This is a genomic window from Acinetobacter sp. ANC_7512, from assembly GCF_056779935.1.
Genome location: NZ_JBWYIX010000001.1, coordinates 458,817 through 481,294 on the forward strand (window position 1 = coordinate 458,817; position 22,478 = coordinate 481,294).

Genomic DNA, 22,478 nt, shown 5'->3' on the forward strand with positions numbered 1-22,478 from the left:
GGAAATTTTCAATGCTCGATATATATTTAACAGATGTTCAAAAAAATGTTCAATTTCAAGATTATCCAGGTGAACATCCTGTTAAATTTATTCTTAACTTTAAAAAAATCTTCCCAAGTATCATGGAATTACTACTTCCTGTTCTGCCTAAAGATGAAAATCTAGAAGACATGACGTGGGAATCAACAACAAAAGATTTTGAAACGTTCAAACTTCTACTGACAGGTTGGGGTGTTATTGAACTGCGTCTAAATGCCATTACACAATTCAAAAATCGTGAATTTGCAGATCAGCTAGTAAAAACTGCTCAACAAAAAAGAGCAAAGTTTTCTAAAGAACAACCTAAGCTCAGTACGGTAGATTTAGACTATTTGTTCATGCATGAAGTTCATACGGCGATTGATGCTGAATTAGTAGAGTTAGGTGAAAAATTCTATTTGCCAACCTTACGCTCCCTATGGAAAAACCAAGTATCGGCTCAGGTTCTTGAGGCTAAATTTTAAGCTTACATATGCCAAGAAAAGCCCTCTATCATGGAGGGCTTTTTACTATTGGGTAAAAAAAATACGAATAAAATCAAATCTTCGAATTAGGGTTCAAAATGGATAGATGTTGGTCTGATAAATGCTTAATGTAACACTACAACATATTTGATTTGTTGAATATTTAATCTTTGGTTAAGTATTTCTAATGAATTAAAGGTCAGAGTATCGTATTTCCCCGAGGAAATACCAAAGGATTTCAGAAAATGTCGAATCAATTTTTAGATTTAATTCAAAAACGCCGTACGATTTATGCTTTAGGAAAAGCAGTTGAACAATCTCCTGAGTACTTAACAGATCTTATTCAGAATGCGATTAAACAAAGCCCATCATCTTTTAACTCTCAATCTTCACGTGCGGTGATTTTATTTAACGCTGAACATGAAAAGTTTTGGGGCTTTGTGAAAGAGAAGCTAAAGTCATATGCGAAGGACGAGGCGAGTGCAGCAAAAACTTCTGCAAAAATGGATAGCTTTGCTGCAGGCTTAGGCACTGTATTATTTTTCGAAGAAATGGATACAATCACTGACTTACAAGAGAAATATCCTTCGTATGCGGAAAACTTCCCAATTTGGGCGGAACATTCAACAGCAATGGCACAGTTTGCGGTTTGGACAGCTTTACATACAGAAGGTTTAGGTGCAAACCTTCAACATTATAATCCGATTGTAGATGATCAAGTCCAATCTGAATGGGCTGTACCGGCTTCGTGGAAACTACGCGCACAATTGGTATTTGGATCTAAAGAAGGAGAGGCTTTCGATAAAGGCTATATTGACGACGCCACACGTTTTAAAATGTTTAAATAAAATATGGAAAAGCACTCATTGGAGTGCTTTTTTTAAACCCATAAATAGCCTAAGCAATATTCATATTTCTAACTTTATTCCCATGTAATACATAATATAAGACAATGCAAAATAAAGTACCCATAGCACTATATAAATAGAGTTGTTGGTAACTGATCAAATCTAAAGCTAAACCTAAGAAATAAGGACCGAATCCCAAACCTGCATCTAAAAAGATAAAATAAGTTGAGGTTGCAAATCCCATTCGTTCCAAACTAGTACTTTTCACTGCAATCGTTTGGCAAATTGACTGGATATTACCGTAGCCTAAACCTAATAATCCTGCGCAAATCAACAAAAGGCCCGAACTGTTAGCTTGGCTCAACAAGAAGAATGCAAGTGCCATAATGAGGAAGGCCGGATACATAATTATATTTTCGCCTTTTTTATCCATCAGTGGTCCCGTAATAGGACGAGAGAGCAGAATCGTCAACGCATAAATGAGAAAGAAAAATGATGCTGCTTCAACCAGATCAATTTCTTTGGCATAAAAATTAATAAACGATAGAACACCAGAGTAAAAGAGGGAGCTTACCAACATGATCAGAGCAATGGGTAAGGCGCTCTTTTCAATATATTGAGATAGAAAACTATTTTGAGTATGGGCCTGATCAGGTATAGACGAAACCTGTTGCAATTGAGGAACTTGAATAAATAAAGCTGTAATTAAACATAAAACTGCAAGGATTGAAGATAGGGCAAAAATAATGTTGTAACTGACATGAAGCATTAGCCAGATTGCCAAAAATGGTCCAATTGCAGTTCCTAAAGTACTACTCATACTGTAGTAACCTATACCTTCACCACGACGAGTAGCTGGAATAATTTGAGCGATAATTGTGCCAAATACGGTGGAGGCAACCCCCATCATAAAGCCATGCAAGAATCGAACGATTAATAAAGCTCCAACCTCTAAATGGAGAAAATAAAAGCCTGAAAATATGAGAAATCCAGTGAGTCCGACCAGCATGGTGACTTTAGAACCGAATTTAACGAGGAACTTAGCCACCAATAAACGACCAATCAGTGTACCCACAATAAAAAGTCCTGATTCTAAACCAGCCTGCGCCGTCGTCGCTCCAAGTTCTGCTATCGAAAATCCCACAATGACAATGACAAGAAGATAAAAAGTCAGTACCAATTGAAAGTTAATTAAACTGACCAAAATAAAGTTACGTGTCCAAAGAGGCTGATTAACTTGATTTGAGGAAGTACTCATAACTCCTCCACGATATTTAAGCTTTTATCACGCTCTAAAATAGACAAAAACAGTTGAAGTGTCCCAGCACTTTGAGCAATGTCTTCAGGATTTACTTGATTCAAAAACTGTTGTTCAAATTGATCAATCTGAATTGTACAAATTTGATAAAGATCTCTACCTTTTTCGGTTAATTGAATTAATTTTTGGCGTTTATCAGATGATTCTAAAAACTGAATAACATCTAATTTATGTAAAGTATTAATGCGTTTTGCAATTGATGGTTTAGAAACATTGAGTTCATGAGCCAAACCAATTGAAGTGATGGAGTCATGATCATAGATATGATAAATCAACTGCCACATTGAATAGTTCAGTTGGTATTGAGCCAAGATATCATTTAAACGTTCACTAAAGAGTCGCGCACTTCGCAGCAATACGACACGGAATTTGGGAGAATTTTGCATATAGTTAACCAAGCTAACTAGTTTGTTGGCTTGAATCTACGCTCAATTATTAGACGAATCAAGCGTAATGCACTTATTGATAATCAGGGTATTGAAAATATTAGTTTTTTTGTTTTCTAAAAGTACTTGGTCGAATAGGACGGGTCCCGCGCCAGAGACCACGTTTATTGCGTTTTGCACTATCTTGTAGCGAGATCATATATTTTAATTGCTTTGGATCACGTATGTATTCTTCGTAAACCCACGCACCACCACGCCTCACTAATTCTTCATTCATATTCTTGCGATAGCGGTAGACCACACCCACGCAACGTCCATAACGATCAATATCCGTGATTTTTACACGAATAATTTTACCTTGAACCATTTTCTTGACTAAGCGTTGGGATTCAAGCCCGTAACTTTGATTAGATTCAGGCGCATCTACAAAAGCAAAGCGTACTTTAGTTTTAGAAAGTCTTAAATTCAAACGATGGCAGGAGAGGGTGTCACCATCACTCACCGCTGTAACACGGCACCAATAAGTTTTTCCTTTTTTAAAAGGTTTAAATACTTGAAGAAGATAAATTCTTACTTGTCTAAAAATGATAAGAAGTAATAAGCATAAAATCGCACCTAGCCCAATAAGCCATGATGCAGGGAGTTGATCAAACATAGAAAACACAAGAGAAAACAAGCCTTAATATGATAAATCAACTCGAAGTGAGTGTTTGATTCAATATTGAACAGATGGTGTTCACACAGATTTTCAACTAAATAGCCTAAGTTTTATCATCTATCACCGCCACAAATAGCCTAAGCAAAAATTTTATTAATTTCTGAAATTAAATACTGAAACTTTTTATGTAATGCTAATTGTGAATTCCAATAAATTCCCATTTTCATTAAAGGAAATTCAACAGGGAGTTCAGAAATTTTTAAATCTTGAGGTAATTTCAAATTTTTTAAAATACTAAAAGGTAAGGTTAACAATGTGTCAGGATACTCCTTCAAAATTTGTAGTGCTGTTGAGTAATGTTGACAGCGTAAAAAAATATCACGTTGAATATTCAACTTTTTAAAATGTAAATCTTCAATAAGCACACCAGAATGCCTTGATGAAACACCAATATGTTGGGCATGTTTGTATTGTTCTAAATTTTCGATGGTTGTCAAACCACATATGACAAAGCGATCATTCACTAAAGCGTTAAAATAAATTTTCTCATCAACTTTCTGTTGAAGATCGACCACTAAATCAAGTTGCTGTGACAATAAATCTTTTGCCCAGTTAGTTCGATCTAACTTGATACTTTGAAACCGTGTCGCTAGTCCTAAATCACGAAAATGACGAATTAACTGCGGAAAAATTAAAGGCTCAATTTCATCATGAATTGCTATACGAATAGATTGAATCGTCAATGGATCAAAAGATATATGATGAGTCGAGATATGCTGAATTGCGATTAATGTTTCTTTTATTCGTGGATAAATTTGATGTGAAAAGGGTGTCGCAACCATCTTTATACCACTTCGGATAAAAAGTTCATCTTTCAATTGTAGTCTTAATCGCTGTAAAGCATGACTGGCTGCAGATTGTGTAATACACATCAAATTTGCGGCTTTGCTGATACTTTGATGTTCGTATATCGCAATAAATAATGGATATAGATTGATATCAATGTGTGAAAAAGCGCTCAGGTTCACAGATTCCTGATGAATTCTATTCATAAAGTAATATTTAAATAAATCATTTTATTCATAGTAGATTTCAAGCTATGTTGATGTAAAGCGTGACGAGAATATAGTTTGAGGGATTAATGTTTGAATTAACGGAAAAAGCTAAACACTTTTACGATTTAGCACAACGCTTTATTCAAGACGAAATAGAGCCTATAGAACAAGAATTTTGGCATAAAGTTCATCAATTAAATTCAAGTGATGATTGGACATCATGGACGTGGCCAGCAGAACTTGAAGTACTTAAACAAAAAGCTAAATCACAAAATCTGTGGAATCTTTTTTTACCAGACCCAGAATTTGGTCAAGGTTTAACAGTTCAAGAATATGCACACATTGCTGAGTTAACTGGCCGTAGTTTATTGGCTCCTACGGTTTTCAATTGTAATGCGCCAGATAGCGGTAATATGGAGTTAATTTGGCGCTATGGCTCAGAACAACAAAAAGAGCAATGGTTAAAACCTCTCTTAGACGGAAAAATTCGATCCGTATTTTGCATGACTGAACCAGAAGTTGCTTCTTCAGATGCGACGAACATGCAAGCCACTGCTGTAATTGAGGGAGACGAAATTGTTCTAAATGGACGCAAATGGTGGTCTTCGGGTTTAGGCGATCCTAATGCAAAAATCATTATATTTATGGCACATACACCAGACGCAAATAAAGGTCGACATCAACAACATTCAATGGTTTTAGTTCCAGTTGAAACTGAGGGCGTAAAAATTGAAAGAATGTTACCTGTATTTGGTGATTATGATGCGCCACACGGTCATGGAGAAGTAACCTTTAATAATGTTCGTGTTCCAGTCACTCATTTTATTGGTGGAGCAGGTCAAGGGTTTGAGATTGCACAGGGGCGACTTGGTCCAGGACGTATTCATCATTGCATGCGTTGTATCGGTGCTGCTGAGAAATCATTGGAATTAATGATTGATCGTGGAATGCAAAGAAAAGCATTCGGTAAGGAAATTTTGAAACTTGGTGGTAATTTGGAAAGAGTCGCGGAAGCGCGTGTTGCCATCGATCAAGCACGTCTTTTGACCTTATATGCGGCATATAAAATGGATAAACTGGGCAATATGGCTGCACTCACTGAAATCTCTGCAATTAAAGTCGTTGCACCTAGTGTTTTGGAAAAAGTTGTCGATATGGCAATGCAAATTCACGGCGGTGCAGGTCTATCTAGAGATACGCCATTGACAGGTTTTTTTGCACAAGCGCGTGCATTACGTTTGGCAGATGGGCCAGATGAGGTGCATAAAGGCATGATTGCAAAATTGGAACTTGCGAAACGTGGTTTTTCAACTCGTCATTCTCAATAAGATGAGCACTCGATTTAAGGAAGAAATATGTCAGTTATAGATACAGCAGGGCAAGTCAGACGTGGTGAAGAGCTCGATATCGTTTCAGTCACAAACTGGTTAAATCAAAATGGTGTGGAAGTGATTGAGCCTGTAGAAGTTACACAATATTCTGGTGGAGCTTCAAACTGGACATACCGGCTAAAATATAGCAATGCAGATCTGATATTAAGAAGACCACCCGCAGGAACCAAAGCCAAATCTGCTCATGATATGGTTCGAGAACATAATGTTCAGAAAGCTTTAAAAGATCTATATCCAGTCGTGCCCAAAATGCTGGCATTATGTCAGGATGAATCTGTACTCGGATGCGATTTTTATGTGATGCAGCGAATCGAGGGAATTATACCAAGGGCAAAGCTTCCACCAGAACTAAAACTCACTGAATTTGATGTGCATCAGCTTTGTATAAATGTTTTAGACAAATTGATTGAATTGCACCAAGTTCCTTATCAAGGAACAGCACTTGAGCAAATTGGAAAAGGTGAGGGTTACTGCCGTCGTCAGGTCGAAGGTTGGGACAGTCGCTACGACAAAGCCCATACCATCAATGTGCCGACCTTTAAGTTTGTACGAAATTGGCTTAAAGACAATATTCCTGAGGATTCATCCAACTGTATTATTCACAACGATTGGCGTTTTGATAATGTCATTTTGAATCCTCAACAGCCTACTGAGGTCATCGGGGTGTTGGATTGGGAAATGGCGACAATTGGTGATCCACTTATGGATTTAGGATCAGCCTTAGCATATTGGGTTGAAGAAAACGACAATATGATCTTTAAATCGACACGTCGACAACCTACACATCTTAAAGGCATGTTTACACGTAAAGAAGTTGTGGATTATTACCTAGAAAAAACAGGACTAAAGCCATCTAACTGGACGTTCTATGAAGTTTTTGGGATCTTTAGATTAGCGGTCATAGCACAACAAATTTATTATCGTTATTACCATAAACAAACGGATAATCCTGCATTTAAGGATTTTTGGATTGTGATTCATGCATTACATATTCGTGCTTTAAAACTTATAGGTATACAAAAGCTTGAAGCGAATGAAATTGCAAAAACTTATCTCGAAAAATTACAGGATATTCTGCCAAGATGACGACAATATATTTGGTCAGACATGGTCAAGCTTCATTTGGTGCTGAAAGTTATGATCAGCTTTCTCAGAAAGGTGAAGTTCAAGCACGTGTGTTAGGACAATATTTTCAAAAGTTAATACAAGAGCAGCCCTATGTATTAGCTGGCTCGATGAAACGTCATCAGCAGACGGCGGATATCTCTTTGAAAGAGTGTTTTCCTGACAGTCAGATTGATATCGATCCACATTGGAACGAGTTCAATCATCAACAAGTGTTTGCAAAATATGAACCACGTTTTGCAGATCCTGCATTACTTAAAAAAGATGTTAGTCAAGCGGTAGATCCACGTGCCTATTTAGGAAAAATTTTTGAAGGTGCAATTCAACGTTGGACCAATGGTGATCATCATCATGATTATGACGAAAGCTGGCCTCAATTTCAGCAAAGAGTACTTCAAGGCTTGAACAAACTATGTGTACAACTTGAAAAGGAAAAACCTCGCTATGCCGTAGTTTATACGTCTGGTGGTGTTATATCTGTTGTTGCAGGGCATTTACTTGGTTTAAGTGCAGACAAAACTTTTGCATTGAACTGGGCAATCACCAATACCAGTTTTACCACCTTAAGATTGGTTGGTACAGAACCACAATTACTCAGTTTAAATGAACATCATTATTTAAAAGAACAAGATCGTGATTTGCTCACTTGGATTTGATCAAGGCTATATGCCATAGAGAGAAAATGGAATGAACAAAACTATATTAATTACAGGTGCAAGCTCAGGTATCGGTGCTGGGATGGCACAAGAGTTTGCAAAAAAAGGATATAACCTAGCGATCTGTGCACGTCGTTTAGAAAGGTTGTATGCTTTAAAAGATGAAATAGAACAACGCTATCAGGTAAAAGTAAGTGCGAAGGTATTGGATGTCACGGATGATGAGCAAGTCTTCCGTGTATTTAAAGAGTTTAAAGATGAGCTAGGCACTATCGATCGAGTGATAGTCAATGCTGGTGTGGGCGAAGGACGTCGTATCGGGAAAGGTAATTTTGCGATTAATAAAGCAACAGTTGAAACTAATTTTATTTCTGCGATGGCACAATGTGAAGCAGCGGTCGAAATTTTTAGATCTCAAAATTCAGGACATTTAGTTGTAATTTCGTCGATGAGTGCTTTGCGTGGTATGCCAAAACATCTTACAGCTTATGCTGCCAGTAAAGCGGGAATTGCGCATTTAGCCGAAGGGATTCGAGCTGAACTTCTTGGAACACCAATTAAAGTTTCAACGATTTATCCTGGTTACATTCGAACTGAAATTAATGAAGGTGCTGGAAAATTACCTTTTGAGGTCGATCAAGCCACAGGATCACGACTATTAGCTGAAGCAATCGAAAAGCAACCAGTCAAAGCATATGTACCAAAGTGGCCATGGTTGCCATTGGGTTTTGCAATGAAGGTTTTACCGCTTCAGCTCGTCAATAAGCTGAGTTAAAATAACGTCTTATAAATCCCACATTTAGTGGGATTTATTTTTAAAGAAATATTTCAAAGCATCTTGTATGACGATTTGCCAAACGGCATATGAATGTCCGCCTATATATTCTTGATAGTGAACATTGTGTCCCTGATCGATTAAATCCTGAGCGACAATCGGAGAGGTTTCTAGAATGCTTAAGCTATTATTTTGTCTCGAATTTTCATAGCTATTGGCTGAAATATACCAATTGAGTTTCTTTGTATTGTCTAATGTTGAAGCTCTGATCAGTTTACTCATACCATTGATTGTATCGTTTGGATCAGATTTCCACCAAAATGAACCAGAAAGTGGCACGACGTGACTAATATCATTGGATGTTTTTAACGCCAAATAAGCAGAACTCAGACCACCTAAACTTGAACCCAATAAGACTGTTTTGTTGTGATCACGTTGGTAGGGCAAATGTTGACTCATCCAAGGCAATAATTCTTCTTGAAAAAACTGTGTGTATTCTGGATTGGGGCTAAGTTCTTTAGCACGTAATTGATCATTTGGGTGTCCAACAAAAACAGCCTGTATAGGTGGGAGTTGCTGTTGTTGAACCAACTGATCTAATATCTGGGGAACTTTAACTAAATGCGCATATTGCTCACCATCAAAAAAAATCAGAGTGATATATGATTTTCCGACTTGAGGTGGAGTTGCATAAATCTGAATAAGACGATCATTTCCCAAAACTTTACTTTTCAACACGGATGAAACTAATTGTTTTTCACTATTTTCAGCCATTTGAGTTGGATCAATAAAATTGGGCGCTCGACTGAGTTTTGCGATATTTTCATTCCTCAGCGTGGTATTCGTTTTTAAGGCAATGTTTTTAGAATCAAACCACTTATGAGGATTGAAAGGGTCGAGTTGTTGTACCTTTAAAATAGATCGACGCTGATCTCGTGATTCTTTTAAATTTGGGTTTAAATGTGGGCAGTAATTTGATAAATATCCATCGATATTCGGCGAATCCACAGCAAAACTATAACTTCCGATAAATCTTGAATCGACAATACTTTCTTTAAACCAAATATCAGTACCTTTAAGCCGAGTGAACCATTCATGATCATTACTCGGACCACCGATTAATCGCACATTGTGTTTTGCACCACGATATAAATAAATGACACGTTGGTGTGTTTCATTAAAATCTTCAATTATTGGGGTTTGATTTTTACGAATTTCCGACCAAAATTGATCGAGGAGATGATTTTTTTGCTCAGGATACATCTGAATCTGTTTTTGAATTTGTTGAAGCACCTTACTTTTAGCATCCATATCCTCACATACAGGGGCATAGGATTGAGTGCTGACTTGTAATGAATGATTTACAGAAAGATCAGCACTTACTGCGGAACTCACTAACATCAATATAGAAAAAAATTTGATAGGATGATTCATGGATTTTAGCTTTGAATTAATTATGTAAATGATAATTATTTTCAATAATAAATAGCAATGAAAATATCAAAAAATCGTTTAAAATAGGAAATATCAAAACCTAAAATCAATTACATGTTTCTTAAATTAGCGACAATCGCACTCATTCCAGCTTTACTTGTGCAAGGTTACCAAGTCAAGAAAAATACACCTCGTTTAGCAGAAGCTTTGGGGGAAAGAAATGGTTTGGTTGGGAATGGTCCTCAAATATCAATTTTAATTTTAGGCGATTCAGCTGCTGCTGGTGTGGGTGTGCAATTTCAAGAAGATGCGTTAAGCGGAACATTATTACAGGAACTCAGAGATCATTTTCAAATTCGCTGGTCATTAATCGCAAAAACTGGAAATTGTACTTCAGATGTGATTCGAACTATACATGCTATTAATGACGATCAGTTTGATATTGTAGTAACTTCGATAGGAGTCAATGATGTAACACAGCTCATCTCACCGCAAAAATGGATCTGCTTACAAGAACAATTATATTCACTGATCGCTGAGAAATTTTCACCCAAGCTCATTATCGCGACTGGAGTTCCACCGATGAATGAGTTTCCTGCATTACCAAATCCTTTAGCTTGGTTGTTTGGAAAATATGCCCATCAAATGAATGTTGAATTGGAAAATTGGATTGAACCACAACCAAAATTTGAATTGGTTAAATATGATTTGGATGAGTATAAACAACTCAATTTGAAGATGGCTGAGGATGGATTTCATCCAAGTAAAGAAATCTATCAGCTTTGGGCAAAAAAAATTAGTTCGATTATTCAAAATCACTTTAGATCGAAAAGTTAGACCGAAATTTGATATGACTGATATCGAAACACATCCACTTGAGCCATTTGTACCTCAACAAGCCAAATTGCTCATGCTTGGCAGTTTTCCTCCGCCGAAAGCAAGATGGAAAATGGATTTTTATTATCCGAATTTTCAAAATGATATGTGGAAAATATATGGGTTGATCTTTTTTCAAGACTCTCATTATTTTCTAGACCGTGAAAATAAACAATTCAAAGAGCAAATGCTGAAAGATTTTCTAAATGAGTTGGGCATTGCAATATTTGATACAGCCTATCAAATACGGCGTTTGAAAGACAATGCCTCAGATCAATTTCTAGAAATCGTTACACCGACAGATATGTTTCTATTGCTTAAAAAAATTCCATATTGTCGAGATATTATGACCACAGGTGATAAAGCAACTGAGACCTTATTAAAGTCAATGAATGCATCTGTACACACTAAAGTTAAAATGGGTACAGTCGTGGATCTGCAATTTGATAACAAAGATATCCGAATTCATCGTATGCCATCTTCTTCAAGAGCTTATCCTTTAGCTCTCGAAAAGAAAGCCGAATACTATCGTGAACTTTTCCAGTCAATTGGATTAATTTAACAACCTGTTAAAGTCAATCGAGATGCTTATTACACATCATAATCTACATAATCCCACAAGTTTAAACGTGATTTAATTTCTTTACGAATATGTGGAAGCATATTGAGTAGAGTACCATCAATCCATAAAGATAATGCTTGAGCAGATAATTCTTGTCCTTCTTCATCAACTAAGCGGGCACCCTTCACAATCACGAGCGTTTGTTCTGAGACAGAGGTTTCAATGCCTTTGAACAAAACTTGTAACTCATGACCATTGTCTAAAATTAACCAAGCCAATTCAATTTGAACATTATGGTTAGATTTTAACGTGATAGAACCTTCAACTAAGTCTTCATCAGTAAGGCAATCATAATCAACACTAATTTTAGCTAAATACCATTCATGCTGAGATAAATCTTCAAGTGATAAAAAAGGGGTGAGTATGTCGTTCAGATTATACTGTCGACTAAGATCAAAAAATTGCATGGGAGTAGAGTAGAACCAAGGGTTCAAAAAATAAAACGTGAATAATAATGCAATTTATCCTGGTTGTACAAACCAGTCACAACAAAGAATTTACATCATCCATTCGATTGGGAGATAGGACAAAGACTTGAACATAAATCTCTGAAAACGAGTCGTTTCAGGGTCATGATCATGTATTAACTTTTCTTTACCTCGTTGTTCTTCCCATCTTAAGTTTTGATGTGCATCCAAATGTAGTTGATAGGCAACTTTGGGAAGATTTTCATCTAAAGATTGAGATATCTCTGTTTTAAAATCGGCTGACTCAATGATCAGTCCAAGTTCAGTATTCAAATACGCTGAACGTGGATCAAAATTGAATGTTCCAATAAAAACTTTATCATCTACAGTAAAAAATTTAGCATGAAGCCGCGACGCATTTTTTCCTTTCGCAGGAATAACATTACCCGTCATAATTTCATACCAAGTCCGATCAGACCGTTCAATATAAGGTTTAAACTCGTAAAGTTTTACATCTGACCTTAAGAGTGAGGTTCGATATTTTTGATAAAATGCATGAACAATCGGGACATCATTTGCCAAATATGAGTTTGTTAAAACTCGAACTTTGACATTCTGCTCACTCAATTGTTTGAGTAAAGACTCACCATGAACAGTAGGAACAAAATAGGCAGACACCAAGTTTATTTCTTGAGCAGGTTTCCCCATAATGGATTTGAACTGATTAAACAGCAGTTCATGAGATTGAGCTTTCGCTCTGATTTTATTGGGGCTGTCTGCAACAAAATGAGCTTTAGACCAGCGAATAGGATGTTTTTTTAAATTTTCTTCTAAAAAACGTTCTGCTTGATCAATACGTTTTTTAGTTTCAGCACCTTGAAAATTTTGCTTGGTTGAATAATGCGATCTTAAATGCGCTAATTCTTTTTGAGACTCAGGAATTATTTGCTGAATATCATAACTCAGCTCATCATTCCAAAATTGGTGAAACACCGTGTTTGCAGCTGAAACTGATTGCCCTGCAAATAAAATATCCATATCCGCGAATTGAAAATTGTCACTGGCATCAAAATATTCATTACTGATATTACGCCCCCCAGTAACAGCAATCGCTCCGTCAGCAATAATCAGTTTGTTATGCATTCTATGATTGACTTTATTAAAGCGAAACACATAATCCAAAACTCTAAAGCTGCGAAATTTGTAGGGATTAAATAGCTTAATTTCGATATTAGGATGTTTAGACAATGCACTTAAGGTCGAGTCTAATTGAGTGCCATTTTGATCATCAATTAACAGTCGAACCTTCACATTACGATCAGCTGCTTTGAGTAGGTCAGACAATAAATGCTGACCTATCACATCATTTTCCCAGATATAGTACTGTAAATCGATCGTATGTTTTGCTTCACGTATTAAATGAACACGTGAAGCCATACTCATAAAAGGATCATGAAGTGGTAAAAATGCAGTTAAACCTTGTTCAATATTGCGTTTTGTTTCTGGTGTATTACTGAGCCAAAGTGCGGTATGAGGTTGGATTGGGGCTTGTTTTATACTTGTATTCATCGCCAAATTACATCCAGTTAAAATAAAGAATGTGAGTAAACACAATATATGTCGCAACATAAGCATCAAAGCTGTCGTTCCTAAATCTTATTATTCAGTTGTATGGCTATAATATCATCAATCAAATAGTTGAATGTTTTTATCAAAAGCGGTTACTGTAACTTATCTGTTAAATCTTAATTTACAAAGGAAGTTTTCATCATGAAATCTCGTGCAGCGGTGGCATTCGGTCCAGGTCAGCCATTACAAATTGTTGAATTAGATGTTGCTCCACCACAAGCTGGTGAAGTATTGGTGAAAATTACGCATACAGGTGTTTGTCATACTGATGCATTTACACTTTCTGGTGAAGACCCAGAGGGCGTATTCCCTGCGGTACTTGGTCACGAAGGTGCAGGTATTGTGGTTGAAGTTGGTGAAGGCGTGACCAGTGTAAAACCAGGTGATCATGTCATTCCACTTTATACTGCAGAATGTGGCGAATGTTTGTTCTGTAAATCAAATAAAACAAACTTATGTGTCTCTGTACGTGCCACTCAAGGTAAAGGTGTTATGCCTGATGGAACGACTCGATTCTCTTATAACGGCGAACCTATTTACCATTATATGGGGTGTTCAACATTCAGTGAATACACAGTTGTTGCCGAAGTATCGTTAGCAAAAATTAATCCTGAAGCAAACCCTGAACACGTTTGTTTATTGGGTTGTGGCGTGACGACTGGTATTGGTGCGGTTCACAATACTGCAAAAGTACAGGAAGGTGATACTGTTGCTGTGTTCGGTTTAGGTGGTATTGGTTTAGCAGTTGTTCAAGGTGCTAAACAAGCCAAAGCTGGCCGAATTATTGTAGTGGATACTAATCCAGAAAAATTTAAATTGGCTGAGCAGTTTGGTGCTACAGATTTCCTCAATCCTAAGGACTATGATCAACCTATTCAACAAGTCATTGTAGAGATGACTGGCTGGGGTGTTGATCATTCATTTGAGTGTATCGGTAATACAAACGTAATGCGCTCAGCGCTTGAATGTGCACACCGTGGTTGGGGGCAATCTGTCATTATCGGTGTGGCTGGTGCAGGTCAAGAAATCTCAACTCGTCCATTCCAATTAGTGACTGGACGTAAATGGATGGGTACAGCATTTGGTGGTGTAAAAGGTCGTACTCAATTACCAAAAATGGTTGAAGATGCGATGAAGGGTGACATTCAATTAGAACCTTTTGTTACTCATACTATGGGGCTAGAAGACATTAATAAAGCCTTTGACTTAATGCACGAAGGTAAATCAATCCGTACAGTTGTACATTTTTAATTGGGCAATAAAAAACGGGCGATATGCCCGTTTTTTTGTTTTTAAGCGGTAGCTTTCAAAACTTCTGCAATTGATTCAGCCACATAATCAATATTATTCAAGTTTAATCCTGCTGCGCACATACGGCCACTACGGACTAAATAAATACCATATTTATCTTTCAAAATATCCACTTGTTCGCCAGTCAAACCTGTATAACTGAACATACCTTGTTGTTTTACTAGATAGCTAAAGTCACGTTCAGGCAGAGCCGCACTCAATTTAGCATTTAACAATTCACGCATTTTAATAATACGTTCACGCATTTCTTGTAATTCAGCTTGCCATTGAGCAGTTAGATCTGCGTTGTTTAACACGTTTTCAACCAACAATGCACCTGTGCTTGCTGGACTAGAATAAATACGGCGTACAGTTGCTTTTAATTGTCCAAGCACTTTTTGAGCAGTAGCTTTATCATCACAGACAAATGTTAAGCCGCCGACACGCTCACCATACAGTGAGAAGATTTTTGAGAATGAATTACTCACAATGAAATTCATACCTGATTTATCTAAAGCACGAATAAGGTATGCATCTTCTTCAAGACCTTTACCGAAACCTTGGTAAGCGATGTCAAGGAATGGAATAAGATCATTCGTCTTAAGTACTTCGATCACTTGATCCCATTCTGCTGGCGTTAAATCTGCACCAGTTGGGTTATGGCAGCAAGGATGAAGCAAAACAATACTTTTTGCTTTTAGTGTTTTTAATTCCTCAAGCATTGCTGGAACGTTAACGCCATTTGTATCAGCATCAAAATAAGGATAGAAATGAGATTGGATACCAGCGCCATTAAAAATTGCGATATGGTTATCCCAAGTTGGCTGACTTACCCAGATATCTGACTCAGGGAAATATTTTTTCAAAAAATCAGCACCAACTTTAAGTGCACCTGAGCCACCAAGTGTTTGAATCGTGACAGCACGACCATCTTTACGCGCTTGACTATCAGGACCTAAAACTAATGCTTGAGTCGCTTCGTTATAAGATTTCAAACCATCCATTGGTAAATAAAGTTTAACTTTATCGTTGCTCGGTTCAATATTTTTGTACGCAGCTTTGACCGCATTTAACTGAGGTACAATACTGTCTTCGTTATAATATAGACCAATACTCAAATTCACTTTTTGAGTACGCTCATCTTTACTATATTCTTCCATAAGTGAAAGAATAGGGTCACCTGCATAAGCATCTACATGATGAAACATGGTCTAAATTTCCTAAAATGTTCAAAGTAAAAAGTTTAATCGGATAATATATATAATTTCCGCACGATCACAAGATCGAATTACAGGACTAATTTTTATAAAACTCAATACTTTTACTTATAACCGAATTTTTTTGATTGTCTTTAATTTACTGAATTATATAAATAAAAATTAAACTAACACCAAAATACAAACTCTACTGTTAGAATTTGAATCACATTTTTAAAGCTATTTGAGTATATATATGCGACTAAATGCTGAGATCACCAAATCAAATGCGAATCAACGTCAACCTGCTCTTGTTCTGATTCATGGTCTTTTTGGTAGTTTATCGAACCTCGGCATGCTCGCGAGAGCATTTCAGGAAACGCATGATGTCATCCAAATTGATTTGCGTAATCACGGTTTATCACCTCATTCTAATCAAATGAGTTATCAACTCATGGCGCAAGATGTTGTAGAAACTTTAGTTGATATGAATGTGCAACAATTTCACATCATTGGTCATTCGATGGGGGGGAAAGTTGCCATGCACTTAGCAAACCTTGTACCACATCGAGTAGTTAAGTTGATTGTACTTGATATGGCACCCGTCGCTTATCAAAAATCTCATCATGATCAAATTTTCAAAGCTTTAGAAGAAGTTCAAAAAGCTCAAGTTGTTTCAAGAAAGGAGGCAACCGAGTTGATGCAGAAATATATTAATGAAATTGGCGTTATTCAATTTCTGCTCAAATCTTTCCGCAATGGACATTGGCTATTCAACTTAGATGCACTTAAACAACAATATTTTCAGATTTTGTCATGGGAACGTCTTAATCCACAATCGAATGAAACTTTGTTTTTAAAAGGAGAATTATCCGATTATATTAATCTCGAGCGTGATAACGATCTTATTCGGTTCCAATATCCTAAAGCTAAATTTGTGACGATTGATGGCACTGGACATTGGTTACATGCAGAAAAACCAAGTGAGGTGATCAAAAACATTAAAGATTTTTTATAATAAATTAATAATAAGTTTAGATTATTTTTATATTATTCAACACCTACTTAATATAAGTAGGTATTTTTTTAATTAAAATCGGAATTATTTAATTCTAAGATGTCGAATTATCAAATAAATTCATTATTGTGTCGTATTTCATTATTTTTTATGCATTTTGTCTATTTAATATTCACAAGTGATAAAAATTATGTATCATGCAGAAATGGTATTTGTATTAATTTAGTCCATTTAAGTGTTATTATTATCACGTATTTTAAAATTAATGATGATTAATAATCATTATTAACTAAATTTAAATACTGATTAATTAAATTCTAAATTTTTACGCTGATTTTTGTATTCGTCATTTTGATGGGTTGTTATTTTCGAATAGGTGAACTATGAGCATTCTGGATCTGAATAGAGCTGATCATTTACAGTCCAAAGCTGTGCCTTTGCATCTAACACTGTCAGATGACTTTAAATTTGCACTCGATTTACTGCCCAATTTGATTTGGGTCAGTCACACCAACTCAGGGTATTGTAATCTCGCACTTAAACAATATATCGGTGCGGATACGCAAATCTTACGTGACGTAGACTGGCTTAAATTTGTTCATCCTGATGATGCTGAACATCTTTATCAGATTTGGAATGATGCTCAAAAAAACGGTCAGAAATTTGAAAAAGAGTGTCGTATAAAAAATAAATCAGGTGAATATCTTTGGTTCTTAATGCTTGCTGAACCTAAGGTGATTCAATCCAACCAGCAAAATTGGATGATAAGTTGCACAAATATCCATGATCGTACAATCAAAATGCGTGAAACTGCTGAGGCCTTGCGTGCGAATACAGATATGCTCGATGTCAGCGTAGACTGTATAAAAATTATCACACCAGATGGCAAGCTTGAACACATGAACAAATCTGGATGCATGGCATTACTGGGTCAAGAGCGTGTTAAGAAATTTGGAATGGATTGGTTAACGCTGTTACCACCTGAAGTACGTGAACAGGGGGCAAAAGCGATTAAAACAGCAGCTCGAGGGAAGAATGCCCGTTTTGCGGGGATGAGCACACACGGCGATACTGTGATGTATTGGGATAATATTTTAACACCTGTGCATGATGAACAAGGAAATACGACCAGTATTCTCTGTGTATCACGTGATATTACCCGTCAACGTGTTGCCGAAGCTAAACTAAAAATCAGCAGTGAATATGATGATCTGACTGGTCTGATGAATCGTCGTGCCTTCAAAAATAAATTAAAAGCGGCGATTTCACAAGCAAATCGTGAAAAAACACTTATTGGTATGATGTTTATTGATCTCGATCATTTTAAAAACATTAACGATACTTTAGGTCATCCTGCTGGAGATCATCTACTTAAAGTCTTATCTAAACGTCTGCAAAAGAGTTTGGATCGCAAGTGTATTGTTTCACGTTTAGGTGGAGATGAATTTGCAATTATTGTCTCAGGGATGACCTCAGAAGAAGAATTACATCAAACTACACAGAAAGTGCTTAAACAAAATATTGCCCCCATTACTTATGCAGGAAAAGTGATTAATAGTGGGATGAGTATTGGATGTGCCATTTATCCTAAAGATGCTCAAGATGTATTCGGATTGATGAAATGTGCGGATACCGCTCTAAATGATCTTAAAGAAAAAGGTCGTGGTGGGTATCGTATGTATGATGACGAAATGTTTGCACTTGCTGAAAAGAAGATGCAACAACTTGATACTGCTCGCTATATCATACAGGACAATTTAATCGAACCGTATTATCAACCTAAGGTTCGCTTAGATAACTGTCAGCTAATCGGATTTGAGGCTTTGATGCGTTGGCATGATACACAGCAGCAACTTCATTATCCAGCTTCAATCTCAGAAGCGTTTAACGATTATGAGCTGGCCAGTAAAATCAGTGAAATCATGCATCAAAAGATTTTCAGTGACATGGCAGATTGGATGTCTAAGGGCGTTCAACTTGTACCGATCTCAATTAATGCCTCTCCAGTTGAATTCATGCGTGACAATTATGCAGAATTGTTAATTCAACGTTTAGAACGACATCAAATTCCTGCTCATTTAATCGAGGTTGAGATTACAGAACATATTCTGGCTGAGCGTGGAATAGAATTTGTGATTCGAGCACTACAAAAGCTCAAAAATTATGGTCTTCGAATCTCATTGGATGATTTCGGAACCGGTCATTCTTCAATGACGCATTTAAGAGATTATCCTGTCGACTGTCTCAAGATTGATTATGCTTTTGTGAATCGAATGAATGAGGAGAAGTCAATCAATTCAATTGTAGAGGGCATTGCTAAGCTCGGACCTATTCTGTCATTGGATGTGATCGCAGAAGGTGTCGAAACATGCCAACAGCTCTTAAGTCTTCAGGATGTTGGCTGTGCATATGGTCAAGGCTTTTTATTTAGCCAAGCGATTTGTAAGTCTGAGGCTGAGCAACTGATGCTCAAACAAGTATGTGCTATAAAAGATTGGCTTCCTACAGATAAGCAATAAACCATTGATATATTTGAGTTATGATTGATATAACAATATTTTTTATATAAATTGCTTGTCAATCAGTCTATTTATGCGTATTTTACTTTTAAGGGTTATATTTTAGATAATTTGATGAAAACGACACACTTGATTACTAACGCTTATTATTATTTTTGGCAATTTAACATCTAGTTGCCTAGACGCGTTCGGGCAACAAAAATGTTGCCCATCAAGTTTATACCTGATTGGCAACACCAATCAGGTTTTTTTTCATCTCAACAAATATAGGAGCATCTCATGAAAACATTGAATACTTTTTATTTTAGCAACGGTTATTGGTTCTATTTTAGTCAAGAACAAAACCCAGCCAATAGACACCTCACGCTCAAATAAAAGATAGGGCAATTGCTGCCCAAAGGAATTCAAGATGAATGCAATTAATTCTCAGCTTATAACCACAGCTCAACATACTTTAGAAAAAAAATTAAGCTTACCATTAGAACTAAAATCAGCTTTACCAGTTAGTCCGATAGTTTCACTTCAAATTCGTCAACATCGCCAAACAATACAAGACATTTTAGCGGGTCATGATCCACGTTTATTGGTCATTACTGGTCCATGTTCGATTCATGATCCTAAAGCAACCCTCGAATACGCACAAAAATTAAAACAACTGCAAGAACAAGTCAAAGATCAGATTTTCATCGTGATGCGTACTTATATTGAAAAACCTCGCACCACTGTAGGATGGAAAGGCTTCTTGTATGATCCAGATTTAAATGGTTCAGCAGATATGCAAAAAGGACTTGAACAGTCTAGATCACTCTTCATTCAAATTGCTGAAATGGGTTTGCCGTTGGCCACAGAAATCTTAAGCCCAATGGCAACAGGATATTTTGATGATTTGATTTCATGGGGCGCGATTGGGGCGAGAACAAGCGAGTCGCAAATTCACCGTGAAATATCTAGCCATATGCCTTATAGCATTGGGTTCAAAAACGGTACAGATGGATCAATCCAAATTGCATTGGATGCGATTCAGTCCGCTTCACAACCGCATCAATTTCTTGGTTTAAGTCAAGATGGTGGTCCAAGCATTTTATCTTCAAAGGGTAATCCGCATGCACATTTGATCTTACGTGGATCGAATCAGGGTACAAATTACCAATTATCTGAAATTAAAAAGATTCAAGAAAACAATAACCATGTACTACCAGCTTTGATTATTGATTGTAGCCATGGAAACAGCGCTAAGAATCCATTGAATCAACCTGCTGTATTAAAGCAAATTGTGAATGAACGACCTCAAACACAAGTCCGTGGCGTCATGCTAGAAAGCTTTTTAGTCGATGGCAATCAGAAAATTTCTGATCACATGACTTATGGTCAATCAGTGACTGATGGATGCTTGGGTTGGTTAAGTACAGAGCAATTGATTTTGGATGTTGCTCAACAACTCTCCTAATATAATTCGTAAAAAAGAACCCATGAAATATGGGTTCTTTTTTTTGCCTTTAAGATTTGAATGTTTGTTCAAAGCATTAAATATTTGATGAAACAGCTGAAATAACCTTATATTTCTATTAGTATTTTAAGTATTTAATATTTATAACTTGGGGAAATTAATGTTCAGTAATGAATTACTTAGCGAAGCTCGGCAATTCATGTTCAGATTGCTTAAAAGCGTTTTTGAACATGAGGGATCAGATTTATTTATTTCAGCTGATTTTCCTCCAAGTATGAAACATCAAGGTTCAATGAAGCCTTTAAGTTCTCAAGCTTTGACTGCAGAAAAAACAAAACTATTCGCTTATAGCTTAATGAATGAAAAACAAAGAGCAGAATTTGAGAGTGAATTAGAATGTAATTTTGCCATTAATGTCCCAGATGTATCGCGCTTTCGCGTGAATGTTTTTCAACAGCAACTTAATGTAGGGATGGTCATTCGTACCATTACCTCTGAAATTCCAAACTTTGAAAAGTTGAAATTACCAGAAACATTGAAAGATGTGGTAATGGAAAAGCGAGGTTTAATTCTAGTGGTTGGTGGCACTGGATCGGGTAAATCTACTTCACTTGCTGCCATGATTGATTACCGTAATGAGAACTCAGCAGGGCACATCATTACTGTAGAAGATCCAGTTGAATACGTGCATAAACATAAAAAATCAATGGTCACTCACCGAGAAGTCGGAGTGGACTGTCACTCATGGCATAATGCGCTTAAAAACACACTTCGTCAGGCACCAGATGTAATTTTAATTGGCGAAATCCGTGATACGGAGACCATGGAGCATGCGATCGCTTTTGCAGAGACTGGTCATCTGTGCTTAGGCACGTTGCATTCGAATAATGCCAATCAAACCTTAGATCGAATTATCAACTTTTTCCCTGAAGAACGGCGCAATCAGTTGCTTATGGATCTTTCATCAAATATGAAAGCCATTATTTCTCAACGTTTAGTTCGAACTGAAGATGGTGTCGGACGTAGAGCTGCTGTAGAAGTCATGCTAAATACACCTTTAGTTTCTGATTTGATTTTGAAAGGTAACTTTCATGAGTTGAAAGAAATTATGACCAAGTCGCGAGAACTTGGTATGCAAACATTTGACCAAGCATTATTTGATTTATATAACGAAGGTGCGATCAGTTATGATGAAGCCATTCGTAATGCTGACTCTAAAAATGAATTACGTCTACAGATTAAGCTAAAAAGTACACGCGTCCGAGAGAATGCTGAAACCTCTTCACAAACCTTCAGTATGTTTGATGAAGATGCAGAGAGCTAAT

21 protein-coding genes are annotated in these 22,478 nt (G+C 36.7%); 13 read left to right on the top strand and 8 right to left on the bottom strand.

The window, feature by feature from the left end:
- Positions 1-11 precede the first annotated feature (11 nt).
- Both AC1M9H_RS02325 and AC1M9H_RS02330 read left to right on the top strand, forming a co-directional pair.
- Positions 12-503 (top strand): hypothetical protein, encoded by a 492-nt coding sequence (locus AC1M9H_RS02325; protein WP_035267803.1) that lies wholly within the window; start codon positions 12-14, stop codon positions 501-503.
- Between the two features lie 245 nt (positions 504-748).
- Complete coding sequence (locus tag AC1M9H_RS02330; RefSeq protein WP_481612667.1) at positions 749-1,351, top strand: nitroreductase family protein; 603 nt, start codon at positions 749-751, stop codon at positions 1,349-1,351.
- Positions 1,352-1,400: 49 nt separating this feature from the next.
- Here AC1M9H_RS02330 and AC1M9H_RS02335 read toward each other — a convergent pair whose 3' ends face one another.
- The 4 genes from AC1M9H_RS02335 to AC1M9H_RS02350 all read right to left on the bottom strand — a co-directional run bounded on the left by AC1M9H_RS02335 (position 1,401) and on the right by AC1M9H_RS02350 (position 4,765).
- Positions 1,401-2,609 (bottom strand): MFS transporter, encoded by a 1,209-nt coding sequence (locus AC1M9H_RS02335; RefSeq protein WP_481612668.1) that lies wholly within the window; start codon positions 2,607-2,609, stop codon positions 1,401-1,403.
- Positions 2,606-3,055: a MarR family winged helix-turn-helix transcriptional regulator gene (locus AC1M9H_RS02340; protein ID WP_481612669.1), complete on the bottom strand. Its 450-nt coding sequence runs from the start codon at positions 3,053-3,055 to the stop codon at positions 2,606-2,608. Before AC1M9H_RS02340 ends, AC1M9H_RS02335 begins: the two co-directional genes overlap by 4 nt.
- A gap of 100 nt (positions 3,056-3,155) precedes the next feature.
- Positions 3,156-3,710, bottom strand: coding sequence for a thermonuclease family protein (locus AC1M9H_RS02345; protein WP_481612670.1), 555 nt, complete (start codon positions 3,708-3,710; stop codon positions 3,156-3,158).
- Between the two features lie 140 nt (positions 3,711-3,850).
- Positions 3,851-4,765: a LysR family transcriptional regulator gene (locus tag AC1M9H_RS02350; protein WP_481612671.1), complete on the bottom strand. Its 915-nt coding sequence runs from the start codon at positions 4,763-4,765 to the stop codon at positions 3,851-3,853.
- Between the two features lie 89 nt (positions 4,766-4,854).
- Here AC1M9H_RS02350 and AC1M9H_RS02355 point away from each other — a divergent pair, with 89 nt between their 5' ends.
- From AC1M9H_RS02355 to AC1M9H_RS02370, 4 genes are read left to right on the top strand one after another with little or no spacing between them, the layout of a single operon-like run.
- Positions 4,855-6,096: an acyl-CoA dehydrogenase family protein gene (locus AC1M9H_RS02355; protein WP_481612672.1), complete on the top strand. Its 1,242-nt coding sequence runs from the start codon at positions 4,855-4,857 to the stop codon at positions 6,094-6,096.
- A gap of 27 nt (positions 6,097-6,123) precedes the next feature.
- Positions 6,124-7,245 (top strand): phosphotransferase family protein, encoded by a 1,122-nt coding sequence (locus AC1M9H_RS02360; RefSeq protein WP_481612673.1) that lies wholly within the window; start codon positions 6,124-6,126, stop codon positions 7,243-7,245.
- Complete coding sequence (locus tag AC1M9H_RS02365; RefSeq protein ID WP_481612674.1) at positions 7,242-7,940, top strand: histidine phosphatase family protein; 699 nt, start codon at positions 7,242-7,244, stop codon at positions 7,938-7,940. Before AC1M9H_RS02360 ends, AC1M9H_RS02365 begins: the two co-directional genes overlap by 4 nt.
- Positions 7,941-7,971: 31 nt before the next feature.
- Positions 7,972-8,715 carry an SDR family oxidoreductase gene (locus AC1M9H_RS02370; protein ID WP_179997992.1) on the top strand — a complete coding sequence of 248 codons (744 nt, stop codon included), beginning with the start codon at positions 7,972-7,974 and terminating at the stop codon, positions 8,713-8,715.
- Positions 8,716-8,739: 24 nt separating this feature from the next.
- On the opposite strand, the gene AC1M9H_RS02375 is transcribed toward AC1M9H_RS02370, so the two are convergent.
- Positions 8,740-10,149, bottom strand: coding sequence for an alpha/beta hydrolase-fold protein (locus AC1M9H_RS02375; RefSeq protein WP_481612675.1), 1,410 nt, complete (start codon positions 10,147-10,149; stop codon positions 8,740-8,742).
- Positions 10,150-10,263: 114 nt separating this feature from the next.
- Between AC1M9H_RS02375 and AC1M9H_RS02380 the strand changes: the two genes are divergently transcribed.
- Together AC1M9H_RS02380 and AC1M9H_RS02385 are read left to right on the top strand one after the other, a co-directional pair.
- Positions 10,264-10,986, top strand: a complete 723-nt coding sequence (locus AC1M9H_RS02380) for an SGNH/GDSL hydrolase family protein (RefSeq protein ID WP_481612676.1) — start codon at positions 10,264-10,266, stop codon at positions 10,984-10,986.
- A gap of 13 nt (positions 10,987-10,999) precedes the next feature.
- Positions 11,000-11,587: a uracil-DNA glycosylase family protein gene (locus AC1M9H_RS02385; RefSeq protein WP_035267781.1), complete on the top strand. Its 588-nt coding sequence runs from the start codon at positions 11,000-11,002 to the stop codon at positions 11,585-11,587.
- A 29-nt stretch (positions 11,588-11,616) separates the two neighbouring features.
- Here the strand turns inward: AC1M9H_RS02385 and AC1M9H_RS02390 are convergent, their stop codons facing one another.
- Entirely contained in the window at positions 11,617-12,054 is a 438-nt protein-coding gene (locus AC1M9H_RS02390) for a hypothetical protein (RefSeq protein ID WP_179997989.1), read from the bottom strand.
- A gap of 90 nt (positions 12,055-12,144) precedes the next feature.
- Positions 12,145-13,623: a phospholipase D family protein gene (locus AC1M9H_RS02395; protein ID WP_481612677.1), complete on the bottom strand. Its 1,479-nt coding sequence runs from the start codon at positions 13,621-13,623 to the stop codon at positions 12,145-12,147.
- A 201-nt stretch (positions 13,624-13,824) separates the two neighbouring features.
- Here AC1M9H_RS02395 and AC1M9H_RS02400 point away from each other — a divergent pair, with 201 nt between their 5' ends.
- Positions 13,825-14,934 carry an S-(hydroxymethyl)glutathione dehydrogenase/class III alcohol dehydrogenase gene (locus tag AC1M9H_RS02400; RefSeq protein WP_092766302.1) on the top strand — a complete coding sequence of 370 codons (1,110 nt, stop codon included), beginning with the start codon at positions 13,825-13,827 and terminating at the stop codon, positions 14,932-14,934.
- 41 nt (positions 14,935-14,975) lie between these two features.
- Here AC1M9H_RS02400 and AC1M9H_RS02405 read toward each other — a convergent pair whose 3' ends face one another.
- Complete coding sequence (locus AC1M9H_RS02405; RefSeq protein ID WP_481587911.1) at positions 14,976-16,181, bottom strand: amino acid aminotransferase; 1,206 nt, start codon at positions 16,179-16,181, stop codon at positions 14,976-14,978.
- 244 nt (positions 16,182-16,425) lie between these two features.
- Here AC1M9H_RS02405 and AC1M9H_RS02410 point away from each other — a divergent pair, with 244 nt between their 5' ends.
- From AC1M9H_RS02410 to AC1M9H_RS02425, 4 genes are all read left to right on the top strand, one after another.
- Positions 16,426-17,187 carry an alpha/beta fold hydrolase gene (locus AC1M9H_RS02410; protein ID WP_481612678.1) on the top strand — a complete coding sequence of 254 codons (762 nt, stop codon included), beginning with the start codon at positions 16,426-16,428 and terminating at the stop codon, positions 17,185-17,187.
- Positions 17,188-17,570: 383 nt separating this feature from the next.
- Positions 17,571-19,706: a sensor domain-containing protein gene (locus AC1M9H_RS02415; protein WP_180027846.1), complete on the top strand. Its 2,136-nt coding sequence runs from the start codon at positions 17,571-17,573 to the stop codon at positions 19,704-19,706.
- A 409-nt stretch (positions 19,707-20,115) separates the two neighbouring features.
- The gene (locus AC1M9H_RS02420) at positions 20,116-21,153 is read left to right on the top strand and encodes a 3-deoxy-7-phosphoheptulonate synthase (protein ID WP_481590965.1); all 1,038 of its coding nucleotides are present in this window, start codon (positions 20,116-20,118) and stop codon (positions 21,151-21,153) included.
- 160 nt (positions 21,154-21,313) lie between these two features.
- Entirely contained in the window at positions 21,314-22,477 is a 1,164-nt protein-coding gene (locus AC1M9H_RS02425) for a PilT/PilU family type 4a pilus ATPase (protein ID WP_035267499.1), read from the top strand.
- Position 22,478 lies beyond the last annotated feature (1 nt).